31 protein-coding genes and 2 pseudogenes are annotated in these 26,817 nt (G+C 57.2%); 12 read left to right on the top strand and 21 right to left on the bottom strand.

The genetic code is table 11. The annotated features are described in order from the left end of the window. The first annotated feature begins 73 nt into the window (after positions 1-73). A complete protein-coding gene (locus BM267_RS14825; RefSeq protein WP_051611363.1) occupies positions 74-2,197 on the top strand; it encodes a phosphatase PAP2 family protein in 2,124 nt (707 codons plus the stop codon). A gap of 99 nt (positions 2,198-2,296) precedes the next feature. On the opposite strand, the gene BM267_RS14820 is transcribed toward BM267_RS14825, so the two are convergent. Both BM267_RS14820 and BM267_RS14815 read right to left on the bottom strand, forming a co-directional pair. Then, the gene (locus BM267_RS14820) at positions 2,297-2,551 is read right to left on the bottom strand and encodes a hypothetical protein (protein WP_036992864.1); all 255 of its coding nucleotides are present in this window, start codon (positions 2,549-2,551) and stop codon (positions 2,297-2,299) included. Between the two features lie 54 nt (positions 2,552-2,605). After that, complete coding sequence (locus BM267_RS14815) at positions 2,606-3,577, bottom strand: AraC family transcriptional regulator (RefSeq protein ID WP_083392534.1); 972 nt, start codon at positions 3,575-3,577, stop codon at positions 2,606-2,608. A 328-nt stretch (positions 3,578-3,905) separates the two neighbouring features. On the opposite strand from BM267_RS14815, the gene BM267_RS14810 reads away from it, so the two are divergent. The 3 genes from BM267_RS14810 (at position 3,906) to BM267_RS14800 (ending at position 9,727) form a co-directional block, all read left to right on the top strand. Further along, on the top strand, positions 3,906-5,060 hold the full coding sequence (locus BM267_RS14810) for an efflux RND transporter periplasmic adaptor subunit (RefSeq protein ID WP_036992865.1): 1,155 nt from the start codon (positions 3,906-3,908) through the stop codon (positions 5,058-5,060). Between the two features lie 76 nt (positions 5,061-5,136). Beyond that, positions 5,137-8,322, top strand: coding sequence for an efflux RND transporter permease subunit (locus BM267_RS14805; RefSeq protein WP_036992866.1), 3,186 nt, complete (start codon positions 5,137-5,139; stop codon positions 8,320-8,322). Further along, on the top strand, positions 8,315-9,727 hold the full coding sequence (locus BM267_RS14800) for an efflux transporter outer membrane subunit (protein ID WP_051611365.1): 1,413 nt from the start codon (positions 8,315-8,317) through the stop codon (positions 9,725-9,727). The genes BM267_RS14805 and BM267_RS14800 overlap by 8 nt, the downstream gene beginning before the upstream one ends. A 38-nt stretch (positions 9,728-9,765) precedes the next feature. On the opposite strand, the gene BM267_RS14795 is transcribed toward BM267_RS14800, so the two are convergent. Together BM267_RS14795 and BM267_RS17030 are read right to left on the bottom strand one after the other, a co-directional pair. Continuing rightward, entirely contained in the window at positions 9,766-9,996 is a 231-nt protein-coding gene (locus BM267_RS14795) for a VF530 family protein (RefSeq protein WP_036992869.1), read from the bottom strand. 68 nt (positions 9,997-10,064) lie between these two features. Then, a complete protein-coding gene (locus BM267_RS17030; RefSeq protein WP_407920291.1) occupies positions 10,065-10,202 on the bottom strand; it encodes a CBS domain-containing protein in 138 nt (45 codons plus the stop codon). Between the two features lie 203 nt (positions 10,203-10,405). Here BM267_RS17030 and BM267_RS14785 point away from each other — a divergent pair, with 203 nt between their 5' ends. Then, a complete protein-coding gene (locus BM267_RS14785; protein WP_036992870.1) occupies positions 10,406-10,735 on the top strand; it encodes a YegP family protein in 330 nt (109 codons plus the stop codon). Between the two features lie 116 nt (positions 10,736-10,851). Here BM267_RS14785 and BM267_RS14780 read toward each other — a convergent pair whose 3' ends face one another. The 6 genes from BM267_RS14780 to BM267_RS14755 all read right to left on the bottom strand — a co-directional run bounded on the left by BM267_RS14780 (position 10,852) and on the right by BM267_RS14755 (position 15,105). Next, complete coding sequence (locus BM267_RS14780) at positions 10,852-11,220, bottom strand: barstar family protein (RefSeq protein ID WP_036992871.1); 369 nt, start codon at positions 11,218-11,220, stop codon at positions 10,852-10,854. 1 nt (position 11,221) lies between these two features. Continuing rightward, on the bottom strand, positions 11,222-11,626 hold the full coding sequence (locus BM267_RS14775) for a guanyl-specific ribonuclease (RefSeq protein WP_051611369.1): 405 nt from the start codon (positions 11,624-11,626) through the stop codon (positions 11,222-11,224). 34 nt (positions 11,627-11,660) lie between these two features. After that, on the bottom strand, positions 11,661-12,605 hold the full coding sequence (locus BM267_RS14770) for a redoxin domain-containing protein (protein ID WP_074781243.1): 945 nt from the start codon (positions 12,603-12,605) through the stop codon (positions 11,661-11,663). Positions 12,606-12,694: 89 nt separating this feature from the next. Continuing rightward, positions 12,695-13,333, bottom strand: coding sequence for an FMN-dependent NADH-azoreductase (locus BM267_RS14765; protein ID WP_074781242.1), 639 nt, complete (start codon positions 13,331-13,333; stop codon positions 12,695-12,697). Between the two features lie 62 nt (positions 13,334-13,395). Beyond that, complete coding sequence (locus BM267_RS14760; RefSeq protein WP_074781241.1) at positions 13,396-14,607, bottom strand: NAD(P)/FAD-dependent oxidoreductase; 1,212 nt, start codon at positions 14,605-14,607, stop codon at positions 13,396-13,398. 63 nt (positions 14,608-14,670) lie between these two features. Further along, the gene (locus tag BM267_RS14755) at positions 14,671-15,105 is read right to left on the bottom strand and encodes a carboxymuconolactone decarboxylase family protein (RefSeq protein ID WP_074781240.1); all 435 of its coding nucleotides are present in this window, start codon (positions 15,103-15,105) and stop codon (positions 14,671-14,673) included. 106 nt (positions 15,106-15,211) lie between these two features. Here BM267_RS14755 and pdxR point away from each other — a divergent pair, with 106 nt between their 5' ends. After that, the gene (gene pdxR, locus BM267_RS14750; RefSeq protein ID WP_074781239.1) at positions 15,212-16,633 is read left to right on the top strand and encodes a MocR-like pyridoxine biosynthesis transcription factor PdxR; all 1,422 of its coding nucleotides are present in this window, start codon (positions 15,212-15,214) and stop codon (positions 16,631-16,633) included. A 29-nt stretch (positions 16,634-16,662) separates the two neighbouring features. Here the strand turns inward: pdxR and BM267_RS17025 are convergent, their stop codons facing one another. Both BM267_RS17025 and BM267_RS17020 read right to left on the bottom strand, forming a co-directional pair. After that, positions 16,663-16,833, bottom strand: coding sequence for a DUF503 family protein (locus tag BM267_RS17025; protein ID WP_407920288.1), 171 nt, complete (start codon positions 16,831-16,833; stop codon positions 16,663-16,665). A gap of 20 nt (positions 16,834-16,853) precedes the next feature. Next, positions 16,854-16,943, bottom strand: a pseudogene (locus BM267_RS17020) (DUF503 family protein); the annotation flags it as partial. A gap of 130 nt (positions 16,944-17,073) precedes the next feature. On the opposite strand from BM267_RS17020, the gene BM267_RS14740 reads away from it, so the two are divergent. After that, a complete protein-coding gene (locus BM267_RS14740; protein WP_036992881.1) occupies positions 17,074-17,445 on the top strand; it encodes a hypothetical protein in 372 nt (123 codons plus the stop codon). A 218-nt stretch (positions 17,446-17,663) separates the two neighbouring features. Here the strand turns inward: BM267_RS14740 and BM267_RS14735 are convergent, their stop codons facing one another. Both BM267_RS14735 and BM267_RS14730 read right to left on the bottom strand, forming a co-directional pair. Continuing rightward, complete coding sequence (locus BM267_RS14735; protein WP_051611370.1) at positions 17,664-18,539, bottom strand: bifunctional helix-turn-helix domain-containing protein/methylated-DNA--[protein]-cysteine S-methyltransferase; 876 nt, start codon at positions 18,537-18,539, stop codon at positions 17,664-17,666. A 13-nt stretch (positions 18,540-18,552) separates the two neighbouring features. After that, positions 18,553-18,867, bottom strand: coding sequence for an SDR family oxidoreductase (locus BM267_RS14730; RefSeq protein WP_211242612.1), 315 nt, complete (start codon positions 18,865-18,867; stop codon positions 18,553-18,555). A 331-nt stretch (positions 18,868-19,198) separates the two neighbouring features. Here BM267_RS14730 and BM267_RS14725 point away from each other — a divergent pair, with 331 nt between their 5' ends. Continuing rightward, on the top strand, positions 19,199-20,326 hold the full coding sequence (locus BM267_RS14725) for a zinc-binding dehydrogenase (RefSeq protein WP_036992882.1): 1,128 nt from the start codon (positions 19,199-19,201) through the stop codon (positions 20,324-20,326). Positions 20,327-20,723: 397 nt separating this feature from the next. On the opposite strand, the gene BM267_RS17050 is transcribed toward BM267_RS14725, so the two are convergent. The 4 genes and pseudogenes from BM267_RS17050 to BM267_RS14705 all read right to left on the bottom strand — a co-directional run. Beyond that, positions 20,724-21,071 (bottom strand): DUF3024 domain-containing protein, encoded by a 348-nt coding sequence (locus BM267_RS17050; RefSeq protein ID WP_036992884.1) that lies wholly within the window; start codon positions 21,069-21,071, stop codon positions 20,724-20,726. A gap of 106 nt (positions 21,072-21,177) precedes the next feature. Continuing rightward, positions 21,178-21,435, bottom strand: a complete 258-nt coding sequence (locus BM267_RS16760; protein WP_143063094.1) for a hypothetical protein — start codon at positions 21,433-21,435, stop codon at positions 21,178-21,180. 126 nt (positions 21,436-21,561) lie between these two features. After that, positions 21,562-21,777: an antibiotic biosynthesis monooxygenase family protein gene (locus tag BM267_RS14710; RefSeq protein ID WP_407920289.1), complete on the bottom strand. Its 216-nt coding sequence runs from the start codon at positions 21,775-21,777 to the stop codon at positions 21,562-21,564. A 50-nt stretch (positions 21,778-21,827) separates the two neighbouring features. Beyond that, a pseudogene (locus BM267_RS14705) lies at positions 21,828-22,118 on the bottom strand (glutamate--tRNA ligase family protein); the annotation flags it as partial. Between the two features lie 181 nt (positions 22,119-22,299). Here BM267_RS14705 and BM267_RS14700 point away from each other — a divergent pair. From BM267_RS14700 to BM267_RS14685, 4 genes are read left to right on the top strand one after another with little or no spacing between them, the layout of a single operon-like run. Next, positions 22,300-22,617 (top strand): ArsR/SmtB family transcription factor, encoded by a 318-nt coding sequence (locus tag BM267_RS14700; protein ID WP_036992888.1) that lies wholly within the window; start codon positions 22,300-22,302, stop codon positions 22,615-22,617. A 2-nt stretch (positions 22,618-22,619) separates the two neighbouring features. Next, the gene (locus BM267_RS14695; RefSeq protein WP_036992889.1) at positions 22,620-23,147 is read left to right on the top strand and encodes a rhodanese-like domain-containing protein; all 528 of its coding nucleotides are present in this window, start codon (positions 22,620-22,622) and stop codon (positions 23,145-23,147) included. 15 nt (positions 23,148-23,162) lie between these two features. After that, on the top strand, positions 23,163-24,008 hold the full coding sequence (locus BM267_RS14690) for a sulfite exporter TauE/SafE family protein (RefSeq protein ID WP_218144735.1): 846 nt from the start codon (positions 23,163-23,165) through the stop codon (positions 24,006-24,008). Between the two features lie 38 nt (positions 24,009-24,046). Next, positions 24,047-24,787, top strand: coding sequence for an MBL fold metallo-hydrolase (locus BM267_RS14685; RefSeq protein ID WP_051611372.1), 741 nt, complete (start codon positions 24,047-24,049; stop codon positions 24,785-24,787). Positions 24,788-24,814: 27 nt separating this feature from the next. On the opposite strand, the gene BM267_RS16755 is transcribed toward BM267_RS14685, so the two are convergent. The 3 genes from BM267_RS16755 to BM267_RS14675 form a co-directional block, all read right to left on the bottom strand. Next, a complete protein-coding gene (locus tag BM267_RS16755) occupies positions 24,815-25,102 on the bottom strand; it encodes a hypothetical protein (RefSeq protein ID WP_143063092.1) in 288 nt (95 codons plus the stop codon). A 94-nt stretch (positions 25,103-25,196) separates the two neighbouring features. Next, entirely contained in the window at positions 25,197-25,694 is a 498-nt protein-coding gene (locus tag BM267_RS14680) for a hypothetical protein (RefSeq protein ID WP_143063091.1), read from the bottom strand. Positions 25,695-25,732: 38 nt separating this feature from the next. Beyond that, the gene (locus BM267_RS14675; RefSeq protein WP_022964810.1) at positions 25,733-26,761 is read right to left on the bottom strand and encodes an IS30-like element ISPsp7 family transposase; all 1,029 of its coding nucleotides are present in this window, start codon (positions 26,759-26,761) and stop codon (positions 25,733-25,735) included. Positions 26,762-26,817 lie beyond the last annotated feature (56 nt).

The raw sequence follows: 26,817 nt of genomic DNA, 5'->3' as shown, positions 1-26,817 counted from the left end.
GACACGTCGCTGCGCTGCAGCAGCGGTCGCACCTCACTTGCGCGTTTCATTCAGCTCTGAAAGCGAGACACTCATGCTCTATCACTCCCTACGTGGCGCCCTGCCGGCACGCCTGGCTTTGGCAATTGCGGTCGCCATGTCTCTATCCGCCTGCAAAAGCAGCAGTTCGAGCAACGACCGCTCACCCATCGCAATTGAGAAACCTGCCAAGCCTGCCGGTCTGGACAATGAGCAGACCGTCGCCCTGCCCGAAGTCAGCTATCCATTACCCGCCATCCGCTTTGCGGACAATAACGCAGATGGCACCGCCCGCTGGGTATTGGCTGACAACCCCATGGCCCACCTCCTGGACGGTATCAATTCCATATGGCAGGGCACCTCGGATCATTACCAGCAAGGCGCATCCGGTGACGGTCCAGACCATTATCTGGCTGACCCCATCGTCGATGCCGCAGCCTGGGAAGCCAACATTCAATATGTGATCGACGTGACCAAGGACCGCTCCGATGATGAAGCGATCCTGGCCTTCCTCGATGACGTTCGGTCAAAGAACTACAGCGTCATCGATGGCCTCGGGCCGCTGACCGAAGCTTACGTAGCGGCCTCCGGCGCCTATACCGATATTCCAGTGCCCAGCGTCAGTCAGGTCCTGCAGGACGAGCACTTTCAATCCGGCGTGAACGACGGGATCGCCTGGGCCGGAGATCAGAACGCCCCGGAACTGGGCGCCGTGGTGCGCCTGGTCGACGCCTTCCGCCAGCGCTCGCCAGCCTCGACCAACGCGTCCAAATACATCTTCTCGACCCCGCGCCCCTGGCGCATGAACGACCTCGGCGAGATCGAGTATCTCGGCACCGACAAGAACTACCAGTGCACGGATTCCAGCGGAGCAACAACCAGCCGCGTCATCGACACCTATATCACCAGCGTCAGCGTCGTCCCCGGCCTGATGTGCGCCCGCCGTCAGCACAGCGCAGGCGATTACGATAAAGGCCTGTATACGATCGATACCGAGAACCGCCGCAAGGATGGCGGCTATCCCAGCGGACACACCAATGCCGGCTACCTCGCCGCCATGGCCTACGCCTACGCCCTGCCCCAGCGCTACTCGGAAATGCTTACCCGCGCCTCCCTGTTGGGTGAGAGCCGGATCATTGCTGGCATGCACTCCCCGGTTGATGTCATCGGTGGCCGTATCCATTCCATGATCGTCACCGCCCATGCGCTGAACCAGCCGCATCTTCTCGATGACGCCACGGCCGCCTACCAGGCCGCGCAGCAGTACTTCGGTGATATGGCAGCAGCCGCAGATATGGATCTGTACGAATACGCCCATCGTCCGGTGGATAACGAGCCTGGCTTGATCGATGGTGCCTTGGTTCGCACCGAGGTCTTCAATACCAGCAAGTATGACGACAACGAGCTGAACAAGGAGCTGTACCGCTTCCGCATGACCTACGGCTTGCCCCATGACGAGACTAAAGCCGGTCAGGCACCGGTAATCCCGGAAGGTGCCGAAGCGCTGCTGGCCACCCGCCTACCCTATCTGACCGCCGAACAGCGCCGCGCAGTGCTGTACACCACCGCGATCGATTCGGGCTACCCGATACTGGACGACACCAATGGCTGGGGGCGTCTTGATCTGGTCACCGCAGCGGATGGCTACGGCGCTTTCATTGGCGACGTCACGGTCAACATGGATGCGAGCCAGGATGGCTTCAACCAGCGCGACCAGTGGCGCAACGACATTTCCGGCGAAGGTCGCCTGACCAAGGCCGGCAGCGGGCACCTGGTTCTGACCGGTGAGAATACCTATACCGGCGGCACTCTGGTGCAAGGCGGCACCCTGGAAGCCGGTTCCACCAGCGCCTTCGGCGAAGGGGATCTGTATATGGAAGACGGTACCGTGCGGGTAGACGTGGAAGGTACGCTGACGATCGAGGGGAACCTGACCATCGATGCCGGCACCCTGTCGCTGAATACCGATGGTAACGACATCCCGGTGAAAGCCAGTGGCATCGTCTATATCGATGGAGGTTCGCTGCAACTGGACTTCGCCAACACCCCCGCCACCGGCACGCAGATTACCCTGCTCTCTGGTCAGGCGGTGACCGGGGCGTTTGATAGCGTGGATGCAGGCGACGTAGACGTGGAGCTGGTTTACGACAGTAACAGTGTGGCTGCGGTCGTACTGTAACGCTGTAGCGTAAAGCGGGAGTCAGGGTCGGGAGCATAGACGTCATGTGCAACCGATCCTGATTCCGCGCCCAGAAAGGTCCTTACTCCTGCGGTGTAATCAATGGCTGTGCGGTTCCTCATCCAACAGCTCAAGCGCCTCAGCCAACACCGTTACCGACCCCTCGTGCCGCCCAGCATCGTGCAACTCCTCTCCTTGCGCACGCAACGCCACTACCTGATCCAATACCGCTTGATCGGTGGGGGGATTGTTTTCCAGGATGGCATCGATCTTTGCCATATCCTGGGGGCAATGCATGGCAAAGGCGGCAGAACTGAGCATCAATGCAGCAAAAAGCATGAATAAACGGGACATGATGATAATCCTCCGGAGGGCTCCCAGCACGTCTCAAGCATAGTTCAGAAACCTTCAGGCCGGCATACCCATGCGCGTCTCACGGCGCAGCTTGGTAACGTCTGCGCGCGGCGGCGCACCGAACATGCGGCTGTACTCGCGGCTGAAGTGCGAAGGACTTTCGTAGCCGACCCGATAGCTTGCAGTGGCAGCTTCCAGCCCTTCGCTGAGCATCAACCTTCGCGCTTCGTGCAAGCGCAGCTTCTTCTGAAACTGTACCGGCGACATACGCGTGACCTGCTTGAAGCTGTGGTACAACGCCGACTCGCTCATATTCACGTCTTCCGCCAGCTCGCGCACCCGCAGCGGCTCGGCAAAACGGCTCTTGAGCACCGATATCACCTTGGAAATACGGTGTGATTGGCTATCGGCCGAGACAAACTCACGCATACGCGGCCCCATCTCGCCAACCAGCGCGCGGTAGATGATTTCACGCTGGATCAGGGGCGCCAGCACCTTCGCATCGGTTGGCGAATCGAGTAGCTGCACCAGCCGGGTCATGGCATCGAGTATGCCCAGATCGATCTGGGCAATACACAGACCGCAGCCTGAATAAGGGCAGTCAGTTTGCTCGTCACTCGCCGCGGAGTCACCTAACTGCAGTACCAGATCGGCCACTTCCGCCGGATCGATGCTGATTTTTACCGCCAGATAGGGTTGCTCGGGAGAGGCGTCTATTACTCGCCCCTGCACCGGCAGATCGACACTGGACACCATATAACTGAGCGCGCCATAAACGATTTCCCGGTCGCCCAACTCAACCGTCTTGCGGCCCTGAGCAATGACGCACAAGGAAGGTTCATACACGGTAGACACACAACCGGAGGGCGCATCGATGCGAAACAGCTCCAGGCCGGGAATGATGGTTCTGTGGATGCCCTCGGTGGTGATCCTGGACGAGACCAGATCGGCCAGTTGCCGGCACATGGGTTCGGCGGGGGGCTGTATCGAGGCAAATTCGGGGGGCGAGTGGACAATATTGAGCATGGCAGACCTCCAGGGAGTGAAGGCAGTATATACAGGATCAGACAAGGCAGAAGCCCCGAACCGACGTTCTGCAGGAATAGGCAACAATCCAGCAGGATCGCTCAAGCCATCGCGTATAAAGCCCTGCAAAGATGAAACAATCACGTTTTGACAATCTTCGAGAGCCGGAAAACGCAAGATTGCGAAACCGCTATAAATAGGATCAGGCAATCATGCGGCAGTAACGCGCTACCCGTTACAACAACACTGGCCTTAATGTTCGTTCCACCACGGTGCCCCGCGCCAACGACTTGAACCAGTGATCCCTGACGGGAAGCGAGAACAGACCATGCATGCAACCCCCTTCAATCAAGCCAAAGTGGCTCTGCTCGGCGGCCTGCTGTTGCTCGTCCTGGCCGGCTGCGATGCTCGGGGCCAGGCCCAGGATAATGCTACGCCACCACCACCCGAAGTTGAGGTGGCCGAGGTCAACGCCGAGCCGGTGACCATCTGGGGCGCATTCAGCGGCCGGGTCGAAGCACCCCAGACCGTGGAACTGCGCCCGCGGGTCAGCGGGTACATTGATCAGGTCAACTTCGAAGAAGGCGAACTGGTCAGCGAAGGCGACGTGCTGTTCGTCATCGACCCACGCCCTTATAAAGCCCACGTGCAACTGGCCGAGGCCGAACTGGCACGCATGCGCAGCCAGTTGACGCTGGCCAGCAGCGAGGCGGCCCGCTCCGAACAGTTATGGGAGCGCCGGGCGATCTCCCGCGAAGAGTTCGAACAGCGCAATGCGGCGAAGACCATGGCCCAGGCCGCAGTGAATTCCGCAGCTGCGGCACTGCAAAGCGCCCAGCTGGATCTGGAATACACCCAGATCAAGGCGCCGGTCAGTGGCCGTATCGGCCGCGCCGAGGTAACCCGTGGCAACCTGGCGACCATCGATGCCACCCTGCTGGCAACTCTCGTCTCAGTTGATCCGCTGTATGTGTATTTCGAAAGTGATCAGCAGACCGCGCAGGACAACCCCCACGGTCAGGCTGTGCCGGTACGTATCGGGCTGTCAGGCCAGCAGGACTTCCCCTACCGTGGCCAACTGGACTTCGTCGACAACCAGTACAACGCACGCACCGGCACCCTGCAGTACCGCGCCCAGGTAGCCAACCCCGACGGCAAATTACGTCCTGGTCAGTTTGCCCGGGTGGAAATGCCGGTGGCCAACGCCTCCGCTGCCCTGCTGGTGGATCAGAAGGCGGTGCTGACCGACCAAGATCGCCGCTACCTGTATGTACTGGGTGACGACAACAAGGTAGAGCGGCGCACCGTGGAAACCGGCCGCCGGGTGGGTGGGCTGCTGGTCATTACCGCCGGCCTGAGCGAAGGCGAACGGGTGGTGGTCAACGGCCTGCAGAAGATCGCCTTCCCCGGCATGGAAGTGCTGCCCCAGCAGGTAGCGATGCGCCCCGATCCGGCACCCATGGTAGTGGCCACGGCGCCGTAACGCCCCGACCCCGCCTGCATTTTTCAATTAACTGATACGGGCGCGTCTCCCGGATGCGTTCCGGGAGACTGTTGCCGTGAATTTCTCGCGTTTCTTTGTGGACAGACCGATCTTCGCCTCGGTGTTATCGATCATCATCTTCGTGGTCGGGCTGATCAGCATTCCACTGCTGCCGGTCAGCGAATACCCCGAGGTGGTGCCGCCCAGCGTGCTGGTCAGCGCCAGCTATCCCGGAGCCAACCCCAAGACCATTTCCGAAACCGTGGCCACGCCGTTGGAAGAAGCCATCAACGGCGTCGAGAACATGATCTACATGAAATCGGTGGCCGGCAGTGACGGCAGCCTGGCACTGACCGTAACCTTCGCTCTGGGCACCGACCCCGATCAGGCTCAGGTGCAGGTACAGAACCGGGTATCCCAGGCACTGCCGCGGCTGCCCGAGGACGTGCGCCAGCTTGGTGTAACCACCCAGAAGCAGTCACCCAACCTGATGATGGCCGTGCACCTGACCTCGCCGGATGACAGCCTGGACGCCACCTATATCCGCAACTACGCGGTACTGCATATCCGTGACGAGCTGGCGCGTATTCCCGGCGTGGGCCAGGCCGGCCTGTTTGGCTCGGGTGACTACGCCATGCGCCTGTGGATCGACCCGCAGCGCGCCGCGGCCCTGGGCGTCACCGCAGGCGATATAAGCACCGCAGTACGCGAGCAGAACATCCAGGTCTCCGCCGGCCAGATCGGCGCACCGCCCATGCCGAATGGCTCCGACCTGCTGATTTCCATCAACGCCAAGGGCCGGCTGGAATCGGTCGAAGAGTTCGAGAATATCGTGCTGAAAACCGGTGAGCAGGGTGAGGTAACCCTGCTCAAGGACGTGGCCCGGGTCGAGCTGGCTGCCTCGCAGGATGCATTGCGGGCACTGCTGAATAACCGCCAAGCGGTTGCATTGCCCATCTTCCAGGCCCCCGGCTCCAACTCGCTGGAAGTCTCGGCAGCGATACGGGAAAAAATGGCCGAGCTGGAAGATAACTTTCCACAGGGCCTCAGTTGGGAAATTGCCTACGATCCGACCGTGTTCGTCAGCACCTCCATCAAGGCCGTGATCATGACTCTGCTGGAGGCCGTCGCGCTGGTGGTGCTGGTGGTGATCCTGTTTCTGCAGACCTGGCGCGCCTCGCTGATCCCCCTGCTAGCCGTGCCGGTGTCCATCGTTGGTACCTTCTCCGTCCTGCTGCTGATGGGCTTTTCCATCAACACCCTGACCCTGTTCGCCATGGTGCTGGCGATTGGCATCGTGGTGGACGACGCCATCGTGGTGGTGGAAAACGTCGAACGTAATATCGAAGAAGGTCTGGCACCATTGGCCGCGGCGCATCAGGCGATGCGCGAAGTGAGCGGGCCCATCGTCGCCATCAGTCTCGTGCTCTGCGCGGTATTCGTGCCCATGGCCTTTCTGGACGGCATCACCGGCCAGTTCTACCGCCAGTTCGCCATGACCATCGCAATTGCCACGGTGATTTCAGCGATCAACTCCCTGACCCTGTCGCCCGCTCTGGCAGCAGCCCTGTTGAAACCCCACGGGGCAGCGCCGGATCTGCCGGCGCGGGTCATTGATCGCCTGTTTGGCTGGATCTTCCGCCCCTTCAACCGTTTTTTTCTGCGCAACGCGCAGCGCTATGAATCACTGGTCGGTCACAGCCTGAGTCGTCGTGGCTGGGTGTTCGGGGTGTATCTGTTGCTGCTGGGCGGCACCGCATTCATGTTTACCCAGGTGCCCGGTGGTTTTATCCCCACCCAGGACAAAACCTACCTGATCGGCAGTATTCGTCTGCCTGAAGGCGCCTCGCTGGATCGTACCGAAGCCGTTGCGCGGCGGGTCAGCGAGCTGGCGCTGGAAACTGAAGGCGTCGCCGATGCCCTGGCCTTTGTCGGCTTCAACGCGCTGCAAGGCACCAACACGCCGAACGTCGGTACGGTGTTCATGGTGTTCGATGACTTCGCCGACCGCGACCGCACCGCCCAGGAAATATCTGATGAGATCAACGCCAAACTGGCCGACGTCAACGAAGGCTTCGCCATTACCTTCATGCCGCCACCGGTGTTCGGGCTGGGCGCAGGCTCGGGGTATTCGCTCTATGTACAGGATCGACGCGGCGCCGGTTATGGCGAACTGCAAACCGCCACCAATGATCTGGCGCTGGCGCTGAGTGAAACACCGGGCATGTTCTACCCGTTCAGCTCCTACCAGGCCAACGTTCCCCAGTTGGATGCCGATGTAGACCGTATCCAGGCCAAGGCCCAGGGTGTGCGGCTGGATGACCTGTTCGGCAGCCTGCAGCTGTACTTCGGCTCGCAGTACATCAACGACTTCAACCTGTTCGGCCGCACCTACCGGGTCATGGCCCAGGCGGATGCGTCGTTCCGCGACAACCCCAGCGACATCGACCACCTGTATACCCGCAACGCCAACAACCAGATGGTGCCGCTCAACACCATGGTCACGCTGCGCGAGAGCTTCGGGCCGGACCCGGTGATCCGCTACAACGGCTACCCGGCGGCAGACCTGATCGGCCAATCCGACCCCGCCCTGCTGTCTTCGGCGCAGACCCTGGCCGCAGTCATGGGCGTGGCCGACGAGGTACTGCCAGCCGGCATGTCATTGGAATGGACCGACCTGAGCTTCCAGCAGGTTACCCAGGGCAATGCCGCCATGGTGGTCTTCCCGGTGGCCCTGTTGCTGGTGTTCCTGGTACTCGCCGCGCTGTATGAAAGCTGGGTAATGCCGCTGGCGGTGATCCTGATCGTGCCCATGTGTCTGCTCGCTGCGCTGTTTGGCGTGTGGCTGGTAGACGGCGATAACAACATCTTCGTCCAGGTCGGCCTGGTAGTGCTGATGGGCCTGGCGTGCAAGAACGCCATCCTCATCGTCGAGTTCGCCCGTGAACTCGAACTGCAAGGCCGCGACACCATCAGCGCCGCGCTGGAAGCCAGCCGCCTGCGGCTGCGCCCGATCATCATGACCTCGGTCGCCTTTATCGCCGGCGTCGTACCGCTGGTACTGGCCACGGGTGCGGGTGCCGAAGTGCGTAACGCCATGGGTATCACCGTGTTCACCGGCATGATCGGCGTAACCCTGTTCGGCCTGCTGCTGACACCGGTGTTTTATGTCGCGCTGCGGACGCTGGCCAAGCATTTTGAGAAGGCAGAAAAGCCTGAAAGCGATGTACAAGCAGAACTTGAAGGAGCGTCACATGAGTAAGCTGGCAGGTATCTTTTCGATGGCAGCGCTGCTCAGTGCCTGCGCCGTAGGCCCGGATTATCAGCCGCCTGAGCCAGTACAGCTGGAGCAGTTTGCCCACGACCAGGCAACCACAGAGGCTGCCGGATCGGCGCAGGAACGCAACGAACAGCAGTTCTGGCAAGGCTTTGCCGACCCCCTGTTGGCTGACCTGATCAAGCAAACCATGGCCGACAACCAGAGCCTGCAGGCTGCCCTGGCCCGCTATCAGGAAGCTGAAGCCCTGCTGCGCGGCTCGCGCCGGGATCAGTTACCCAGCGTCACCGCCGGTGCCAATGTTGCCGGCCAGCGCCTGGCAGAAGTGGAGCGCACTCAGCCGGGTCAGGAGCGAGTGGAGTTATACCAGGCCGGTGTCGCGCTCAGTTGGGAACTGGACCTGTTCGGGCGACTGCGCCGCGCCACCGAGGCCAGCGAAGCACAGTTGCAGGCCGCCGGTGCAGACCAGCAGACCCTGCAGGTAGCGCTGGCCGGCCAGATGGCCAGCAGCTACTTCCAGCTGCGCGGCCTGCAACAGCAACTGCGGGTAGCCGAAGAGAACATCAGCCTGCAGCAGGCCTCGCTGGATATCGTCAGCGCACGACTGGAAGCCGGCCGCGGCACCCTGTTCGATCAGGTGCGGGCCCGCGCCCAGCTGGATGCCACCCGGGCAGAGATCCCCCAAATCAAAGCCGACATAGGCGCCGCCATGCACCGCATCGGCGTACTGACCGGCCAGACACCCACCGCACTGGTTTCCCTGCTTGAAGTCCCTGCGAACCTACCGGACAGTCGGCCGTCCATTGCGGCAGGCAGCCCCGGTGATGTACTGCGCCGTCGCCCGGATATCCAGGCCGCTGAACGGCGACTGGCCGCAGCCAACGCCCGCATCGGCATCGCTACCGCCGACCTGTTCCCGCGCTTCACCCTAGGTGCCCTGCTCGGCTCCCTGGCCGGCACCGGGTCAGACCTCTTTACCGGCGGCGCCCAAACCGGGCGCGTCGCCCTGGGTATTGACTGGTCCTTTCTTGATCGGGCCATGGTTCAGGCACGCATAGACGCCGCCGACGCCCGCTATGCAGAACTGCTCGCCGACTACCGGCAGACAGTGCTGCTGGCACTGGAAGAAACAGAAACCTGGCTGCTGCGCTACCAGCAATCCCACGAACGCACGGCGTTGCTGCAGAGCGCCACCGACGCCGCCACCCAGGCCGTGGAGCAGGCGCGCGACCGTTATGATCAGGGCTTTATCGGCTACTTCGAACTGTTGGCAGCAGAGCAGGAACTGACCGCCATGCGGGATAACCTGGTGCAGAGCCAGACAGCCATGGTGCTGGCGATGGTGAATGTGTATCGGGCGTTGGCTGGGGCACCGGGGGCGCCCAGCTAATGAATTGCGGCGGGGTAAGCATTCTTAAAGATAGGCTTCTAGTAACCTTTACCATGAAAGGTTGAAACATACAGTTTCTCTACCTTGTCCCGGGCCCATTGGGTCTTACGCAAAAACTTCAGGGATGATTTGATTGACTGATCATTCTTGAAGCAGTTGATATCGACCCGCAGAGCCAGGCCGTCCCAACCGTAATGGCCTTGCAACCGGGTAACAACCTGCTCCAGCGTGACGCCATGCAAGGGGTCGTTCGATCTTTGTTCAGTCATCTGTTCCTCACTCCGAGGCGGCTGCAGCGTTGCCTGCTCGGACTATTTCAATCAGTGCATTCAGTGCATCAGTAGCCGTAAAGATCTCCAGCAATGTGACCGCCCACATTCTCGATGGTCACACTGCCAACCCTTCTCTCCGACATGAGATACGCCACCTCATCCGGCGGCGTGTCTGCAGTTACGCACAGCGGATCAGCCGCCATGATATCGGAAGCCCGCAGCTGAAACTTCTCCGCAGCACCAAAACCCGAGAAAAGCCGCACCGTCCGCGGTGCGTCAAGCCGCCTCAAGGCTTTTCGTGGTGCAATCTTTTGTGCAGTCCGGCATTAGCGAAGCGGCAAACTCTGAGCTTTAATGGACACAATGAACCGACATTCGCCGTGGTTCATTTTTCCAGGAGAACAATATGGCAGGTAAATTTGAGGTCTATCAGGACAAGGCTGGTGAATACCGCTTCCGACTCAAGGCATCCAATGGACAGAACATCCTTGCCAGTGAAGGGTACAAAACCAAAGCCAGTTGTATGAACGGTGTCGAATCAGTCAAGGCCAACGCCCCGGAAGACGACCGCTACGAGCGCAAGGAGTCCAGCTCTGGCAAGTTCATGTTCAATCTCAAGGCAGCAAACCACCAGATCATCGGCTCCAGCCAGCTATATGAATCAACAGCGTCCCGCGACAACGGTATCGAGTCCGTCAAGAAGAACGCCCCCGAGGCCACAGTAACAGAGGTCTGATGAGTTCCCCCTCTCCCGGCACTGGGAGAAGGGGAGTTCCCCTGTTACTGCAAAGCGTCATACCTGGCTTTTCTCCCGGCACTCGCTCGTGCTCAGTTCAAGCCGCTCGAGTCGAGTCACTCGACCTGTGCATCACTGTATATCTCCACCCGCAATCCATGCTCCCGGGAGTCAGCATAAGCACAAAGGTCCGTCATCAACTGAATCCAGTCTGCCAGATCTGCTTTATTCACCTCCGCCGCGCCATCAATTGAAAAACGCCAGAGCGCAGGTGCTGTTAACTGGTCCACCTCATCAAGCAACAGGTCATAGGCCGCATCCCAATTTCCACCGAAATAATCCGGAAAACTGAAAGACTCGCTGAGCGCCCGCAGCAGGGTCGACTTGTTCAGCTTGTTACCTGCATCCAGCGCGATGGCCGGTTGATCAAGCTGGCCTCTGGACCGCCAGGTGATTGCCGCTGGCTGGCTGGCTGCTGTGCTCATCTCAGTGCCCCTTGATGCGGGTGAAGGAACGGTAATGATCCTCCGTGTAATAGAACTCCACAGGCGGATTGCCACCTGTCACCACTCGCCGCGGGCCACGGTGTGATAAGCCCGGCGTATCCACCGTGTATTCCCGGTAGTACCCCCTCGGCTTGATCGGCAACAGCCGTTCCCGATTTTCAAAGGTGATGCCATCACGCTGGTAGGGAAACGGCCCATTCCGGCTAATCCGCTCCAGCGTGTTGTGCAGCTGCTGGTCCTGCGCCGACAGCTGCGAGTGGTTGGCAGAGCCGGACTGAGTAAGGCCGGCGCCATCAAGCAAGCCATCGAGATGCCCACCCTGCTGAAGCTGGAACAGGCCAAAAGCGAAGGCCAGAACAAGTAGAATTTTCTTCACGGTATGCACTCAGGTCCGTAGCTGCACAATGGATGCTCCACCCTTATTTTTTATGGCGTTTCAGTTCACTGACTATCCTGTTTTCGTCAGAAAAGTCCGTTATCCGCGCCACGACCGCATCATCCTTAATAATCAAGAGTGTTGGGAGATCATGGACAGCGTATTTATGAAACAACCGATTGCTTTTGTCTATCTGCATAGCATGCGCTATTGAGTATTTTCTTCTGTATTCCGCCATGTCTTCATCGCCAGTCCACAAGCGATTTATCACACCAAGCCAGGAGATATCGGCTGTTTCCTTGAAAACAGAATTTATTGTGTTTTGAGCTGCAGCGCAGCGCTCAGCGGACACTGGCCGCGTTTCTTTCAAATACCAATCACACCAGGTGGCAGTGAAAAACAGAGCATGTACGTCACCATCATTGGTGTCGATCGATATATCAGGCTCGTCCTCATTCAGCACGGACGAGTCAATTATATTATCTTTCTCCGACAGGCTTCGGGAAACCAGATCAATCTTATTATCCAGAGAGGAATCGGCTTCATGCCCCAGGTGAATCAGGTTCATCTGCTTATCAAATAAAAGATGGTAAGGCGTGCCGATAAGGCGGAATTTCTGGGCCAGATCACCACCTTCATCAATGGCCATCGGCATCGTTAATCCAAATTCTGCAATCGTGTCTTGTACCGCACGCAGGTCATCATTGAGGCCCAGATTTATGCCGATGACTTCGATCTCATCACCATATTTTTCCTGGACATGCTGGAAGTGCGGCATCTGCTGGCGGCATGGCTGGCACCAGGTTGCCCAAAACTTCAAATACACAGGCTTTTCACCTTTGTATTCGGCCAAGCTGACAGTCTCTCCTGAGATAAGGTGTATGGGCGCGTTCAGCAGCTCATCAGGTAAACCGTCGGCAGCGGAGTGAGTGGCAATGAACAGCATCATGAAAATAATTTTATTTATATGGATCAGGTAGTTACGCATCAATCAGTCCTATTTTGATAGCAGGATGAGGAGTATCGATTGCAGTGCCCGGCTACCGCACTCACCATTCGGCAGGAGCCGCTTGCTGCTCATTGAGCCGCTCCAAGCATGGTTCTGCCAATATTCGTCGTATCCATGGTTGAGATCAGAGCTTCCCGATCTGCGTTCAGCTGCTCCTCATCGAGAAATGCCGTCGCTTGCAGAGGAAAGAACTGCAACGAAGTTACGCCCACGCATCCAAATGCAGCAGTCAGGTAAGGGATGAGAAAATCGGGCTGTTTTGCGTGGTCACCTGTGAATATACCGCCGGAGGCAATCCCAATATAGACCGGCTTGTCTTGCAGCAGGCCAATTTTCTCTCCTGTGGCTGCGGCACCAATCGTGCGGCCCATCCGCAGAACCTGATCGATCCAGGCCTTGAGTACCGAAGGCACAGTGAAGTTGTTCATCGGCGTACCAATGACCAGCACGTCCGCGGCTTCCACCTCCTGGATCAATTGCTCCGACAGACGCACGGCGCTATCCGACTGCCACGCTGCCAACTCCCCAGGTGACGAGATCGCCGTGGCGTAGCTGGTCTCCGCGTGCGGTATGGGCTCCCGCCCCAGATCACGGCGAGTGACATGAGCAGCGGGATCCACGGCGAGCAGCCGCGCAATGATGGCTGCCGACAATTTCCGGCTATGCGAATTGGGCCTGGGACTACAGTCAATCAGCAGTATGTTCATATCACCTCCGGCCATGGCCTCGTGAAAGGAGCAGAGCGATCGGGTAAGACCGCTCTGTTCGTTCAAGCAACAACGATGCGGCTGGGATCCGCCAGGGCAAAGACTTCAGCGCGATCGCCACTCGGGGGATAGATCCACTCGGTATTGATCTTCGTCTTCAGCGCCTTGGCCTCTGCACCAGCCAGCTTTACCTGGCGATCCCAGCCTTCCGTGTAGACGGCGCCCCAGGGGCCCAGGTCCAGGCACGTCACGTACTGCGGCTGGCTATACGGGATCGGCTCCTCACCGATCAGATCTGCAGCCACATTATGGCCTGCGGAGCGCCCGAGATTCATGGCGTGCTGACAGGACATCATTGCGTAATTCCCATCTTCATCGGTGGCCGCGTAGGCGCAGTCGCCCGTGGCGTAGACCGTATCGAGGCCGTTGACCTTCAGATTACGATCAACATGAAGCCGACCGAAGTTGTCGCGCTGCGCCGGGATTTGCGCGGTCAGCTTGCTGGCGCGCGCGCCAGCGGTCCAGATAACAGTATCAGCCTCGATATATTCCCCATTCTCGAGCGTGACTCCTTTCGCATCGATGCCAGCAGCGCCGGAGCCGAGCTTCCAAGTGACTCCCAGCTCAGCCAGCGCTTGGGTAATCACTGGCCGCGGACCGGCACCCAGATCCGGGCCCACGTCGGTATTGCGCTCAATCATGATCACGCGCACTGCTGCATCCTGACCGAGGACTTCCCGTAAGCGGGCTGGCATTTCGGCCGCGGTCTCGATGCCAGTGAAGCCGGCGCCGGCAACGACCACGGTATTGCGCCCTGCACTTTCCGCCCGACTGGCCAAACCATGGATATGTGTCTCGAGTTTCGCAGCGTCAGCAATCTGGTCAACATTGAATGCATGCTCAGCCAGCCCCGGGATCGGCGGACAATTCAACCGGCTGCCCGCAGCGAGTACCAGGCGGTCATAGCTGATGGACCGACGCGATGTATCCAGGCCGGTACCGGCAATGTTCACCTGCTGGTTCGTCACATCGATGTGCTCGACCAGCCCCTGAATGAACGCAACACCGGTCGCCTGGAAAATGTCCTGCAATGATGCCTTCATTCCCTCGGGATTATGCTCATACAAGCGGGGCCGGACATGCAGCTCCGGTTCTGGCGCAATCAGTACGACCTCCACGTCGGTGCGCCCCGCCTGATCGAGCAGACGAGCGGCGCCCAGCGCGCTCCACATACCGGCAAAACCGGCACCTATGACAAGAATACGTTTCGACATGCGTTATGCTCCTGAATCAAATCGCGCGCCAGGAACCTGGCGGCTGTGGGGGTGCACTGATACTTACTGGCGCATCCCGATCGCCAGGCGATTGAATGCGCTCATCAAGGCAATGGCAAAGGTCAGGTCGGAAATTTCAACCTCGTTGAAATACGCCTTGAGCGGCTCGAAATCCTCGTCGGGTGCATGCGTGCGATCTACGTGCGTCAGGGCCTCAGTCCAAGCCAATGCGGCACGCTCACGTTCGCTGAAACGATCACTCACGCGCCATCCCGCCACGCTGTCGAGCTTGGCATCTGGAACGTTGTCGGCACGCAGTGCTTGCGCATGCATTTCCAGGCAGAAAGCGCAGCCATTGATCTGCGACATTCGCAGCCATACAAGCTGGATCAGCTCCATACCGAGACTGCTTTTCTCCAGCGCTGCTTTCGTAGCACCGAGCCCGCGATAGGCCTCGGGAGAGAGCGTGTGATAGGGCAAACGTTTTGGGGTACTCATGTAGATTTTCCTCAGGTGAAGATCCTTGTTGCATGGACAGTACTGTAGGAAAATCATGACCCAGCAGGTAGGTGCAAGAATTGACTAATTTAATGGGGCATTCGATATGGACTTGCAGCACCTAAGACCGAGCCAGGAACAGGGCGTGCCGCTCTATCTGCAGTTGTATCGGCGCTATCGGGAGGCGATTGCCGCTGGCAAACTCCGTCCTGGAGACCGCGTGCTGTCCGTGCGCAACCTCGCCAGTGAGTTAACCCTGGCGCGTGGCACAGTCGAAATGGCCTATCAGATGCTGGCAAACGAAGGCTACTTCGTGACGCGTGGTGCCGCGGGAACCATCATCTCGCCCCGCTTGGAGAGCCTGGCCGCAGATCACGCCAAGCTGTCAGAGCCTACCGCTCCTGCATCACCGCCACTGCACGCGATATCCAGTGAAGTGCTGCCGTTTCAGCTCGGTTTACCGGCGTTGGATGCATTCCCACGGAAGACCTGGTCGCGCCTGGCTGGCCGCACTATGCGCTCGTTGCAGACCACGGCCATGACCTACCCCGATCCAGCAGGCTATGAGCCTCTGCGGCGCGCCATTGCGACTTATCTGGGAATCTCACGCGGGATTGCCTGTTCACCCGAGCAGGTGTTCGTGACGACAGGTTATCTGGGCGCGCTGGAACTGGTATGCCATGCGCTATTGAAGACGGGTGACCTGGGATGGTACGAGGACCCGGGATATATCCTGGCCCGGCAGTTCCTGGAGCGCACGGGGATGCGCCTGGAACCGGTGCCGGTCGATGAGGAAGGTCTGAACGTGGCTACCGGTCAGCGCCGGGCACCGCATGCGCGTTTCGCCGTCGTCACCCCAACCCATCAAAGTCCGCTGGGTGTTGCCTTGTCATTGCCGCGACGGCTGGAGCTGCTGGAGTGGGCGAACCATCGCCAGGCCTGGATTATCGAAGACGACTACGACAGCGAGTTCCGTTACCACGGCCGGCCCCTGCCCGCGCTGAAAAGCCTGGATCGCGATGGGCGAGTGCTCTACACCGGCACTTTCAGCAAAGTGCTGTTTCCCGGTTTACGTCTGGCCTACCTGGTGGTCCCTGTCTCTCAAATCGGCCAGTTCAGAGATGCGGTGAACCACCGCTCCGGCTCAGGCTCCATCCTGCCCCAAGCCATGGTGGCTGACTTCATGGAACAGGGTCACTTTGGCAGGCATCTGCGCAAAATGAGAGCCTTATACGCAACCCGGCGGGGCTATCTGGTTGATGCGTTGAAGCAGGAGATGGGGGAGCACTTGTATATCCAGCCACAGGCGGGCGGCATCCATGTCCTGGCGCATCTGCGCACCGAGCAGGACGACAGGGCCCTGGCGAAGGCAGCCCAAACCAGCGGGCTCGCGGTTCACGCCTTGAGCGACTGGCAGATGTGCAACTCATCGCAGGGAGGTTTGCTGATGGGGTTCGCCAATTTTGCAACGGCTGAAGAGGCACGGGCGTCGGTTCAGCGGCTCAAGACGGTGTTGGCAAAGTGCTGAGATACTTACTCTGCCAAGTACCAGCACCACTACAATCGTTCGCGAACCACATCCGTCACCCTGGCCTCGACTGTACGTTGAATCCGGTCTTCAATCTCGCTACACAGCGAGTCCAGTTCCTGTGACGAGGTGCCAACCACAACGAAAGTCCATTCGCTTGCATCCAGTCGTTCACGATCACCACTTTCACAAACGGCCACCGCAGGTTACGCCCATAGCGCTCGTGAATCCCACCCATTCGCTGGCGCTTCTCCTTCAGCGAGCGACAGCCTGGGAGTGAAAATGTCAGGGTTAACACAACGATTTGCATGAAGCAGTCTCCAGCCAGTTGACAGTACCCCCTCCCGGAAAGAAGTCCCTCAGGAACCCAAGGTTTGCCAGCCATGGAAACCAAAGCCCCTATGGTAAAGTAGCCACAAATTTCAACCCGGACAGTTCAAATGCTTATATACCTGCTGATCGCCTGCGACCGCCTTGAAGAAAAGCGAGAGAAAAAACTGAGGCAGAACCTGCCGGAGCTGCAAGCGGCCTTGCAGGCATATGTTGATGCCAATGCAGCCAACAATGTCACGCTGATCAACGAGTGCGAGAGCGACGATTGCGAAGACTGGCAGCTGGGAATAAGTCAGCCCGTGACGAAGAACATTCACCTTAATTTCCCAGTGGACCTGTTCAACAGGCTGGCCGAGCAATACGGCATTGATTGCGAGGTGGGTTATATCGAAGACGATGCCCGCGAGCCGGTCAGCTATTTCGGCAAGTATGAAGGCAAGGGTGAAGCATTTTTGATAGCAGAGTACTTGGGGTTGTAGCAGTGCACCCCAGCGTCGTGATGGTGACCATGTCCATGCTGTCATCGGGGAGAGGGCCACCGCAGCTCGACTAAGCTCAACCCTACAAGTCACTCTGGCCAGCGGGCGCTGGATGTGCAGCTTGAAGACACCGCGCAAGCAAGCGGCGTGCTGATCGACAACACCGTTTCAGATGCAGTGGATAAAGGGGGCATGTAAGTCGGGCCTCAACGCTTGAGTTAAGGCCCGTCGGGACGCGGAGGCGGCTCAAACGAATTGTTAGGCGGCTCATCCTGCATTCTTTCCCAAGTCTGTACCATCAGTTTCTTTGTGGGACCCCAGCGATATCCACCAAGCGCGCCACTTTTCTGTATAACCCGGTGACAGGGAATCAGCAAAGCGACCGGGTTCGAGCCAATCGCATTACCGACGGCTCTTGCAGCATTAGAGGCGCCCAATGACTCCGCTATTTGGCCATAGCTAGCCACGGTGCCCGGAGGTATTTTCAGCAGCGCACGCCATACGGCGATCTGAAAATTGGTCCCTGCCACATGGAGCGAAAGCGGACCCTCCTTGGAGCCGGCATTGCCGCTAAAAATAGCATCGATAACATAGCGCGTAGATGAGGTGCTTTCTGTGATTGAGCTGAATGGCCAAGCAATACGAAGGTCATCCAGCAGTTCGTCCTTGCTGTTGAAGTCCATGAATCCCGCCCGACACACACCACGCGGGGTCACTGCCACAAACAGGGCCCCCAGCGGGGTAGAATGTACGCCGTACTCTATTTTTAGCTGCTTTCCTCGGTTCTTGTATTCCCCAGGCGTGACTGCTTCCAGCTGCACAAAATGGTCATGCAACCTTGAGCTGCCGCTTAACCCAAGTTCATGTGAGACGTCGAGCAGAGAACTAGACTTATCCAGCAGTCCTTTACCTCGCTCCAATGTGAGGACCTGCAAGAATCGCTTCGGTGTCGTGCCTGCCCAACGACAAAAGAGCCGCTGAAAATGATAAGGACTCAAATGCACATGGGCGGCTATTTCCTCCAAATTGGGCTGATCAGATGCCCTATTCACAAGATAAGTCATAGCGCTCGCGATTCGGTCATAGTCTGACATGTGGCACCGCCTCTCAGACACGATTTATGGATATGCCGCCATCTACCAGCATCGCTGACCCAGTAGTAAAACTGGAAGCATCGGAAGCCAGGTAAAGCGCTGATCGGGCAATTTCTTCAGGCTGCGCGATACGCTTGAGCGCGTGAAGATTGGATACAAACTCTTTCGCCTCAGGAGTATCCGCAAATTCCTGTGCCGCCGCTGTATCAGTTCCACCCGGCAAAAGCGCGTTCACCCGGATGTTATGGGAACCATACTCAGAAGCAAGCACTTGAGTCAGGCCAATCAGCCCTGCCTTGCTAGCTGCATATGCCGCCATCCCCGGCATACCTGCTGTGTAGCCGACTCACGACCAATGCCTGCACTGGCGCCAGTAACAATAGCGACCTTATTTTCGAGGGTACTCATATAATTGACCTCTTTGACTCTGTTCTTGATGGATGGGGATCTAACCGGAACAGAAACGATACTAAGAGGCCGATTCGAGCTTGCCGACCCGAATCTTGCTATGTTGCCTTAATGCTGTAACGCTCGGCACACGTACCGATTTGTAGCCGCGGAGCGGCGGATCACGCAAGCGCTAAGGGCTTGCCCCGCATCTTGTGCGGTAACACCGGTTAGCGAAATACCAGACCACACAACTTTTGCAGGAGAAAAAAGTGACAGATACCAACATCGAACTCACTTCGACCATTAGCGAAGACAACAAACTGGAACTGGCCCTGCGCGAGATTGAGATCCCGCAGCCGGGCGAGAACCAAGTGGTCATCCGCATCGAAGCCGCTCCTATCAACCCGTCTGACCTGGGAGTGATGTTCAGCGCGGCCGATATGACAACCGCCAGCCAATCCGGTAGCGCCGATCGCCCGGTCATCAGTGCCGATGTTCCGCCCAAGTTCATGGGTGCCGTTAAAAAGCGGGTTGGCAAGTCTATACCCGTAGGCAACGAAGGAGCCGGTACAGTCGTCGCTGCTGGCTCATCAGCCGCTGCGCAAAGCCTGCTGGGCAAAACCGTTGCGTTCATTGGCGGTGGCAGCTACCGCAAATATCTCTGTGCCAATATTCAAAGCTGTCTGGAACTGGAGCCGGGTACGACGGCAGCCGAAGGCGCTTCAAGCTTTGTTAATCCGCTTACTGCATTGGCCATGGTAGAAACCATGCGAGCTGAAGGTCACAAGGCGATCGTTCACGCAGCCGCCGCCTCCAACCTCGGACAAATGCTCAACCGCATCTGCATCGCCGACGGCATAGACCTGGTCAACATCGTCCGCAAGCCGGAACAGGAAGCCTTGCTGCGCGACATGGGCGCCAAATACGTGGTCAACTCCAGCAGCGACAGCTTTATGGCAGACCTGACCGAAGCACTTATCGAAACCGGCGCTACCATCGCCTTCGACCCTATAGGTGGCGGTAGATTGGCCAGCGATATTCTCACCTGCATGGAAGCCGCCGTTTCTCGCAACATGACTGAATACAGCGTGTACGGATCTGACATCTATAAACAGGTTTATATTTATGGGGGCCTTGATCGCGGCCCGATTACTCTGAACCGCAGCTTCGGTTTTGCCTGGGGTGTGAACGGCTTCTTGCTATTCAATGCGTTGGGAAAGCTGGGCAAGGACACCGCCGCCGCCATGCGCAAACGCATAGCCGCCGAGATCAAGACCACGTTCGCCAGTCACTACACTCACGAAGTATCCCTGGCCGGTGCCTTACAACTGGATGCGATCTCGGTTTACGGCAAACAGGCTACCGGAGAGAAGTTCCTGATCAAACCACAGAGCTAACGTTTAGCGTCTGGCTGTAAGGCCATCCGAGCGCGCTGGAGTGAGGTTGACTCCAGCGTCTGCATGAAAGGTAACCCTGCCGATCAATGTTTCTGAAGTTTTGCAGCTTCCATAATGACGCTCATTGTTCTAGCGGAGAGAATCCCCGTTCGGGGATGGTAGTTATGCAGCGTTTACAGCGAAGATATCCTCCTGGAAGGGCTTCCCTGCGAAATTCCTCAGTATATGCATGCCGCTTCTTGGTCATGATGCACCTCCTGCTAGGGGCTACCTAACTATAGAAGGTGTCTACTGAATGTGGGTAACTCGGATCCCTAACGCTTCACATAAGCCGCGCGAGGTACGAGCGTCGGGCGAACGAAGTGAGCGGACTTGATGTGATTGTTATGTGATTTTGCTACCCGAAAAAACATCCGTTTGCATCCTCCTTGACTAAGGAAAGGAATTCCTCAAAGTGCCGTACCTGCGGGGCCGGAGGATAGCTATGCCATTTTAGGTCTTGCCGCATCCAGTACACCTTCCAGGCCTTCTGGGACCTCACATAGGTTGTTTTAGCAACCGCCATCTCTGTCTTCTCGCTAGGGTCTCGAAAACTTGGCCTGACTTCGAATATCTCGACACTCTGGCCCGAGATGCGATAGTCCAGGTCAACCTGCGCTCGAACATGAGCCGGAGGTCGCTTTTCTTCCAGGAATTTTTCGAGTTCCTTTTCGCAGCGCTTTACTTCAAATTCACTTATGGCCATGCTCTAAACTCGATTATTACCATCACATAACGCCGCGCACACCGGTGCGAGCTTGCGAGCATCCGGCAGCCGAAGGCTGCGTAGTGATGCGCTTGGTTATGAACGCTCATTTCCTACCGCCAAAATTATGGTGCTGAAACTGCGGAACGACTACTCGATCAGAACTTCCGAGTTTCTGGCCGCAATATGGGCAGAACGCCACAAGAATTTTTACAGTCTCGATTGTTTGACCTTCGTACTCAAGATAATGGTCAATTTCGAGGTCCTCTTCAGTCGCCACCCGGTTCAGGTTGAGATAGATATCAGAGCCATCTTCTTCAAACCATGCCTCTGCGAGTGAGCAAGAAGGGCAATCATGAATCACAACCCGAACCTCCTTGGCCTTCATAACGCCCGCAACAGCGGAATATTTGGAGTGGATTGTTTTGCGGTAGCGTAGCGTTAAACCGCAAAACAAGGAACGGAAAATATTTCTGACTGCTTGCGCTTGTTAAATGCCATATTCGCGCTCAACCTTGGATATTCTTACTCTAAAATCAGAATACCACTCTCTACGACCTTTCTCCTGTGCCTCCCGATGCTCAACATTAGCCTTCCATGCTGTGATTGACTCGATATCGGCCCAGTACGAAACGGTTATATCGACCTCTTCTCTTGCGGACTCAATGCCGAGAAACCCAGGCTGTGAAGAAGCCAGCTCAACCATCCTATCTGCCATTAATCCGTATCCTTTATCACCGACAGTACGGTGTGAGGTAAACCGTGGGCGTATTTACCGTAGATGTCCATGCGTTCGCTTTGGCGATAGGGACCGTGTGGGCCGCCCATGTCTGGCCCTTCATCCCACTCCAGACCTAACCAGCGCAGGCTGTCAAATATTGCCTGTTCCGATTCTGGCGTGCTGCGGGTCTGATCGGTGTCTTCGATGCGCAGTAAAAACTGGCCGCCGTGCTGGCGCGCGAAGCACAGGTTAAACAGTGCAATGTAAGCGGTGCCGACGTGTGGATCGCCGGTGGGAGAGTGAGCAATGCGGGTGCGAACAGTCATCGAGAAAAGGCGGGCATTATACGGCTTTAGCGGCCGGGTTTGGAGTGAGTCCCGCGCAAGGTGGCGAGAAAGTAAATTGCCCTGTTTAGCACTGGCTTGATGCAGATCAATACATTAGTACTTGCTAATTTATTAATTGCTAATATACTAAAATATCGATTTACGCTGAGGTAGTGCATTGATGATTACAAGTGAAAGTCTAGCCGCTATGCGTGAGCACGCTCGCGCTGCGGCGGCGCTGATGAAGTCGCTGTCGAACGAAAATCGTTTGATGATTTTGTGCACGCTGGTCGGTGGCGAAATGTCGGTGAGCGAACTCAATGAGCGGGTGCCGCTGAGTCAGTCGGCTCTGTCTCAGCACCTGGCCAGTTTGCGCGAGTCTGAATTGGTCGAGACGCGCAAAGAAGCGCAAACGGTGTATTACCGTCTGAAGGGTGATGCCGCGACCAAAATTATTACGGTGTTGCAATCCATTTATTGTCCCACCGAGGAGAGGTAAGTATGAAACGTATTCATCCGAGAGATTTGTTAACCAATGCCTCTGCCGAGCTGTGCGTGTTAGATGTGCGCACCGCACCCGAAGTCGCGGCGGCGGGCTTGCCCGGAGCGCTGCATATTCCACTACACGAGTTGACGCCGGAGCGTTTGCGCAGCGAGCTCGAAAAATCGGGCAAGCAGGGTTCTTGTGTTTATCTGTTATGCCAGGGCGGTAAGCGGGCGGAACAGGCGGCGCAGCAATTGACAGGCAAAGTTGATCTGGAACTGTGCGTGATTGAAGGCGGCATGAACGAAGTGCAAAAGTGCAATATCGCCGTGACGCAGAGCGCGACAACAAAGCCAATGTCACTTGAACAGCAGGTGCGTATTGTGGCGGGAACACTGGTTTTAGTGGGTGTCGTGTTAGGAACCTGGGTTCACGCCGGCTTTTACGGACTCTCGGCATTTGTCGGCGCGGGGCTGATTTTTGCGGGCGTAACCAATGCCTGCCTGATGGGCAAATTGCTGGCCCGCGCGCCCTGGAATAAATAAGCAGCGAGTCGACTCATGATGACCTTGATCCTGATCGGGCTGGTGATTGGTTTGGTGCTGGGTTTGACCGGCGCAGGCGGATCGGTTTTTGCGGTGCCTTTGTTGATGTTCGCCGGTTTGCCTATGACCGAAGCGGTGGGCCTGTCATTAGGCACGGTCGCCGCCAGCACCTTATATGGCAGCCTGCGGGGCGGGTTTCAGCAGCATCCGATTTTATGGAAGCCCGGCGTCATTCTGGCCACGGTGGGTGCGCTCACCGCACCTTTCGGAAAATGGCTGGGATTGCGGATTGATGAACAGCTGCTCGTAGTGGGTTTCAGTGTGCTGGCGCTAATTATTGCGCTGCGTATGTGGTACAGCGCGGTGCGTGATCCTGAAGCGGCGACCATCGTTCGCGCCGGTGATTTTTCGCACACCGAGCGGCCGGGGCTGCTGTGTAACCTGAGTCAGAGTGGACAGTTTGAATTACGGCCGCGATGCGTCAGTGGATTGTTGATCGGCGGTGTGGTGGTCGGTTTGTTGTCCGGTTTATTCGGTGTCGGTGGTGGCTTTCTGATCGTGCCACTGTTATTGGCGTTAAGCCCTATCAGTATGGCGCAGGCGGTTAACACATCGCTGATGGTTATCGCGCTGGTCAGTAGCTCGGGGTTTATTAGTCACCTGCTGTTGAGCGAGCAAAATAATGTTTCGCTGCTGGCGCTGGTGGTATTTGGCGGGGTGATTGGAATGTGGTCAGGGCAGAAGGTCAGTCACCGAATCGCTAACGCACTGCTGCAAAAATTATTTGCCCTGACGCTGTTAATGATTGCGCTGTTAACGTTGATACAAAAGCTGGCGCCAGTGATGTTTACACCCAGCTGAAGACTAAACCCTGTTATTGATATTGCATGAGGTGACTTATGATTTTTCGCCAACTGTTTGAACGAGAATCCAGCACTTACACTTACCTCATTGGTTGCCGCGAAACCGGCGAGGCAGCACTGATTGATACCGTCAAAGAAGAGGTGCCCAAATATCTGCAGTTGCTGGACGAGCTGAATCTTCGACTGGTTTATGTTCTGGATACGCACACGCACGCCGATCACGTAACCGGTGCCGGTGATTTGCGCGATGCTACCGGGTGTATCACCTTGCTGGGTGAAAAAGCGCAATCCAGCTGCGTATCTGAATTGCTGAGCGATGGTGATGAAGTAACGATTGGCAAGCTCACGCTGCAAGCGATGTTTACACCGGGTCATACCGACGATTCTTACACCTTTGTGTTGCGTCATCAGGGACAAACTTACGCATTTACTGGCGATACCTTGCTGATTCGCGGCACCGGTCGCACGGATTTTCAAAACGGCAGCGCGGTAGATCAATACCACAGCTTATTTGCCAAACTGCTGCAACTGCCCGGCGATACCTTGGTGTATCCCGCCCATGACTATAAGGGCTGGACCATGAGTACGATTGATGAAGAAAAGGCGCACAACCCGCGCCTGCAAGTGAAGGATGTGCAGGCCTACGTGGAGTTGATGAGCAATCTGAATCTGCCGAATCCCAAAATGATGGATGTCGCCGTACCCGCTAATCGCGCCTGTGGGCAGCCGGAGCAACAAACGCTGACGCAGCCTGCTGATCGCAGTCAGGGAGGGTGAGAGAAATTCTCTCACCTTTTTACCCCTCTAATTTACTTCTTGTAAAACAGGGCGCTGCAACCCGGCTTTTGACAGTGCGCAGTTGCGGAGCGATAGCGAAGCCAATGCCCGAAAACTGCAAAAAATTGAGCCGGTCATGTATTGAGCGGACTGCATTACAGTAGACTCAAGAAGCTGCTCATTTGCTTTCCATGTCTGGCGTGATAGTGCGGCAAGCTTCCGCGCATTGTTGAATGTTGAACCGAAAGCAAAACATGCCGACGCAACAAAACCAGCGCAGCAAGATAAAATGGTGAGTAATATTGTGGTGGTCATACCGCTCCAATTTAACGCCTGCAGCATGCGCACCCATGGGATGGAGCGGAAGGCGCAATGTAATGGGTGTCGCCGTGCCTGCAATTGTTAACCATTATTTGGGCTCGAAGCTGCGAGTTGGATACCAAGCGTAATCTTTTACGGTTAGCCGCAGGCCCTCCAAGCTCCTGTTTTTGAGGCTATACAGGCTCTTCTCTTCTGCTAAAGCTAGAACGCCATTTTTTACTGTTGAGTTGACGGTAAACTCACTTATCTCTTGGTCATTGTTAGCAAGAACCGAGAAGCCGATCAGGATTTCATAATTATCCAAAGGGAAGTCATTGTTTGTTTGGCGGAGGTTCGCTTTGAATTTTACGGTCGGGCTGGAGTATTTATTATCTGCGTCAGAAAACTCCTGATCTGACAGAGAAAACTCCAATTCTGGATCGAGTGCCATATAGCGAAACTGACCGAGCGCCTGCTGCGTAGAGCGGAGCTCTTGTTGCACCATATCTAGTTTTTCCTCTAACTTGCGGTGCTCCTCTTCCGAAACAATACACCCCGAAAGCAACAGCGCTGTACCCAAAACCCCAACAGATAATACTGATTTCAAGAGATACTCGGCGGTTGCAGGAGCTGAGTGCAACACGGTTATTGAATTGAAGCCGGAGCATCATGCCGCATTGCCATGGCATTTTGCATGACCTCTCCCATCACCTCGATGGGGCATTTGAAGTCGAAGCGCTTGCGCGGTCGCATGTTCAGTTGCAGCGCAATGGCGTCCAGCTCCTCCTGGCTATGTACCGACAGGTCTGTGCCCTTGGGCAAGTACTGGCGAATCAGGCCGTTGATGTTTTCGTTGCTGCCGCGCTGCCAGGGGCTATGCGGGTCGCAGAAGTAGATCGCCACGCCGGTTCTTTGGGTGATCTCGGCGTGTCGCGCCATCTCCCGGCCCTGGTCGTAAGTCATGCTCTTGCGCATCGCCAGCGGCATGCTATTGAGCGCGGCGCTGAAGCCTTCCAGCGCCGAAGTCGCCGTCGCGTCGTTCATCTTCACCAACATCAGGTAGCCACTGGTGCGTTCCACCAGCGTACCGACGGACGAGGCGTTGGCCTTACCCTTGATGAGGTCGCCTTCCCAATGCCCCGGCATCAGCCTGTCTTCAATCTCCGGCGGGCGCACATGAATACTGACCATCTCGGGGATCTGGCCGCGCCGATCCACGCCACCAGAGCGCGGCCGGCGCGTCGTCTTGCCTTGGCGCAGACAGATGATCAGCTCCTTACGCAGCTCACCCACTGGCAGGGCATAGATCGCGTTGTAGATCGTCTCGCGACAGACGTAGGCATCTCGCAGGTTGGGTATGTTCATGCTGCGCAGCTTGCCGGCAATCTGCTCGGGAGACAAACGCTCACGCAGCATATGGGTCACCAGTTCGAAGCGCTCGCTACCCGGCAACAGTTTTCGCATCGGTCGACAAACCTGGCGGCGGGCCTGCATTTGCTGCTGGGCCAGGCGGGCCGAGTAGCCACCGCAAGCACCTCGGTTACGGCGCAGCTCACGGCTGATGGTCGAAGGGGATCGGTTGATCAAGCAGGCAATCCTGCGCAGGCTGAAGCCTTGGGTACGACCGATTTGAATGGTGGCGCGCTCTTCAACGCTGAGTTCGGTATAAGACATAGGGGCAGCACCGTACCGGAAAGGTCAGGTGTTGCACTCAGTTTTTGCCGCCGCCC

It is taken from the genome of Halopseudomonas bauzanensis (assembly GCF_900114735.1).
GTDB lineage: Bacteria > Pseudomonadota > Gammaproteobacteria > Pseudomonadales > Pseudomonadaceae > Halopseudomonas > Halopseudomonas bauzanensis.
Note: the sequence above shows the minus strand (reverse complement) of the source record. Positions and strands in the feature narration are given on the sequence as shown.